The 2,622-nt window shown below is 65.8% G+C and carries 4 protein-coding genes; 3 read left to right on the forward strand and 1 reads right to left on the reverse strand.

Translation table 11 applies throughout. The features are described from left to right. The first annotated feature begins 468 nt into the window (after nt 1–468). Together VGZ32_RS19200 and VGZ32_RS19205 are read left to right on the forward strand one after the other, a co-directional pair. Nucleotides 469–1,065: a DUF6000 family protein gene (locus tag VGZ32_RS19200; RefSeq protein ID WP_326887463.1), complete on the forward strand. Its 597-nt coding sequence runs from the start codon at nt 469–471 to the stop codon at nt 1,063–1,065. After that, entirely contained in the window at nt 1,058–1,363 is a 306-nt protein-coding gene (locus VGZ32_RS19205) for a hypothetical protein (protein WP_326887464.1), read from the forward strand. Before VGZ32_RS19200 ends, VGZ32_RS19205 begins: the two co-directional genes overlap by 8 nt. A gap of 54 nt (nt 1,364–1,417) precedes the next feature. Here the strand turns inward: VGZ32_RS19205 and VGZ32_RS29085 are convergent, their stop codons facing one another. Then, a complete protein-coding gene (locus tag VGZ32_RS29085) occupies nt 1,418–1,633 on the reverse strand; it encodes a hypothetical protein (RefSeq protein ID WP_326887465.1) in 216 nt (71 codons plus the stop codon). A gap of 228 nt (nt 1,634–1,861) precedes the next feature. Here VGZ32_RS29085 and VGZ32_RS19215 point away from each other — a divergent pair, with 228 nt between their 5' ends. Beyond that, entirely contained in the window at nt 1,862–2,116 is a 255-nt protein-coding gene (locus VGZ32_RS19215; protein ID WP_326887466.1) for a hypothetical protein, read from the forward strand. Nucleotides 2,117–2,622 lie beyond the last annotated feature (506 nt).

The following is a 2,622-nucleotide window of genomic DNA, read 5'->3' on the forward strand; positions in this document are numbered from 1 at the left end:
TCGCCTGCTGGATCGAACACGGCTGGTGCACGGAACACGCGGTGCCGTGCCCGCCCGGCGCGGCGGTAAGGACATCGGCCGCGTCGGCCGGTGCGGGGGCGAGCGCCAGGGCGCCCGCCGCGAGGGAGAACACACCCACGAGGGCGCAGATGGGAAAGTGACGCGACATGGGTAGCAGCCCCTTACAACGCTGGAGGGAGTCGGCGAATCGAAATCATAAGATAATTCGTCATATGAATGAGGTCAACCGCATGCAAGCAGAGGCGGGGTGACGTGGTCGATGACCGCGAGCACGTTGTGCGTGCCGATTATTCATCCATGTTGGTCACGGGCTTGCCGCCGCCTTAAACAGCGGTGGCGGTTCGGCGGCGGTGCGGGTGCTCGGGCCTGTTACCTGGCAGCTCGATAGGCGCGCCCAGGACGAGTAGTTCACGGCTTCCGCCAGGAGACACTGAGCGAGACAGGCCTGTGCGCTTTCCCCGGGCCGATGATGTCGAGCTGACCACCGCGATCCGCCGTTACGTAGTTGCCGGCGACGGCAAAATCAAGCGGTACCTGCATCTACTCGGCGGCAACTTCACGCGCACAATGTCCGAGGGCGAGCGAGCCGCGTTCCTGCAGGCGCTGCACACGCCGGCACGCGAGATCAGCGACAAAGAGCTCGAAGCACTGCTGGAAAGCGAGTGGCGGTCGCGACTGACCGCATCCTGGCTGATCGCCATCGGTCGGCGCGAGCGCTTCCGGGGCTGGCTGGCCGAACTCCTGCTTGCCAGCGAACTTGTCTACGCCGGCGAGGGTTATTGCCTCGCCTTGGCCCGCTTTGGCACAGACCAGGACGCAGCCGTCCTGGCTGCATACCTCGACCGCTACCCGGCAGCGCAGTACGCCTACAACCAGGACTGGGCGCTCGGCGCCCTGCTCCACATCGACCAGGTGCGCGGAAGCAGTCACGCGGCGGAATACTCCGCGTCCGACTGGCCTCAAGCGGCTCCGGTCGGCACGTTCTGCGCGCTCCTCGACTCGGGTGCAGGCCGACCGTCGACAGAGTCTCAAGCTGATGACTGACCGGCCCCCGCTCCTGCACGAGGCCTTCCCGGTCTTTTCCGCGGAGCTGATCTCGCTGCTCAACACCGAAGGACACACCGACCTCGCCACCTGCGCCCACGATCTGGCCGTCGTCGAGCAGTGTCCATGCGAAGACGACTTCTGTAAGAGCTTCTATACCGCGCCGCGACCTGATGGTGCGTACGGCCCCGGACACTGCAACATCCCGCTTCACGCCGACCACGGCATGGTCGTGCTTGACGTTGTCGACGGGCGCATCATGTTCGTCGAAGTCCTCTACTTCCCGCCCTTGCTCTGAGCCGAGCGCAACGCTTCGATAACGATCACCGTCACAAGCTTCCAGGCCGACGGCCTACACGACGCCGACAAGGACAGTGTCGTCGACATGGCGGCGCAGGTCACGGCTGTGATAGATCCTCAAGCTTGAGATAATGGCCAGCGCGGCGAAGACGTGGAAGACGAACATGCCGCCGGGGGTGGTGGTGTCCAGCCGCTCGTGGATGGAGTGGAAGCCGACGCTGCGGCGCTCTGTCGTCGCCGGTTGAATGCTGAGCAGGTACCGCCGCACCCGCCATCAGCGCCGCCTCAGCGTCCTGGCCCTCTTTCTGGCCACGCCGGGCCCCGCCCTCAACCTCGTCTCCACCGCATGATACGCCCGGCGAAAACCCGCCGCCGAGAGTGATCCTTGAGGCTTTGGACCGTCGCGCCGGAAAAGCAATTGACCCGCGTCGCCCCAGGGCCCGACTGTCATCCAAGCGGCACTGCCCAAGCCGCACGGGACTGGAGGGGAGCGATCATGTTCGACGACCACACGGGCCTGCCAGCCGAGGTCGCCACTCAATGGGCCGCGTTGGTGGAGGATTGCCGCCCCGTGCTGGCGCACCAGGGCATGCAGGCCGTCCAAGAACTGCTCGTCGAGCGCGAGATGAGCGCGTTCCAGGCGATTGCCATCACTCGCGCCCTGCTCGGCGGAACGAAGATACCCCTGCGAGAAGCTATCGAGGCCGTGCTAACCAGCGCAGCTCGGGCCGCCGCTGACAGCGCCGGTTGATCCCGAAGCCGTTGTGTCCACACGCTCTCGACCGGTCACAGCCTCGCCATGATCCCAGCTCTTGCTGAGCGAGGGAGAGTGGTTCGAGTACAGGGGTACGCGGCCGCGCCGGGCGCCCGACAAACGCGGCAGCGGACACCCGGGCGTGCCCGATCATTCGGCCAATGGAAGTCATCGTCCAGCGGGTCAGCACGTGGTGGACCAAGCAGTCCCGTGGGGGCGCCCAGGCGGCAGTTCGCAACGCCACCGTGGCCTCACGGGATATACCACCGAAACCGACGTTACCGCGTGAGTTCGACTAATCATCCTCGCCAGTGCTCTACGTTTCGATAGATTGACCGACCGTGACCACACCCACCGCTCCTGACTCCGGCTCCGACCCAGAGATACGTCCCGCGGCCGGGAAACAGAAGGCCAAGCGCGGCCTCAGCGGGCATGTCGGCGGGTTCGTCGCCCTGCTCGTCCTCGCGGCGGCCTGCGGCAGTAACAGCGGCGCGACGACTCCC

Source organism: Actinocrinis sp. (assembly GCF_035938995.1).
In the GTDB taxonomy this organism is placed as follows: domain Bacteria; phylum Actinomycetota; class Actinomycetes; order Streptomycetales; family Catenulisporaceae; genus DASZGI01.

Bases quoted from the DNA above. Each gene is read 5' to 3' on its own strand.
- VGZ32_RS19205 (WP_326887464.1), top strand. From the start codon at position 1,058: ATGACTGACCGGCCCCCGCTCCTGCACGAGGCCTTCCCGGTCTTTTCC.
- VGZ32_RS19215 (WP_326887466.1), top strand. From the start codon at position 1,862: ATGTTCGACGACCACACGGGCCTGCCAGCCGAGGTCGCCACTCAATGG.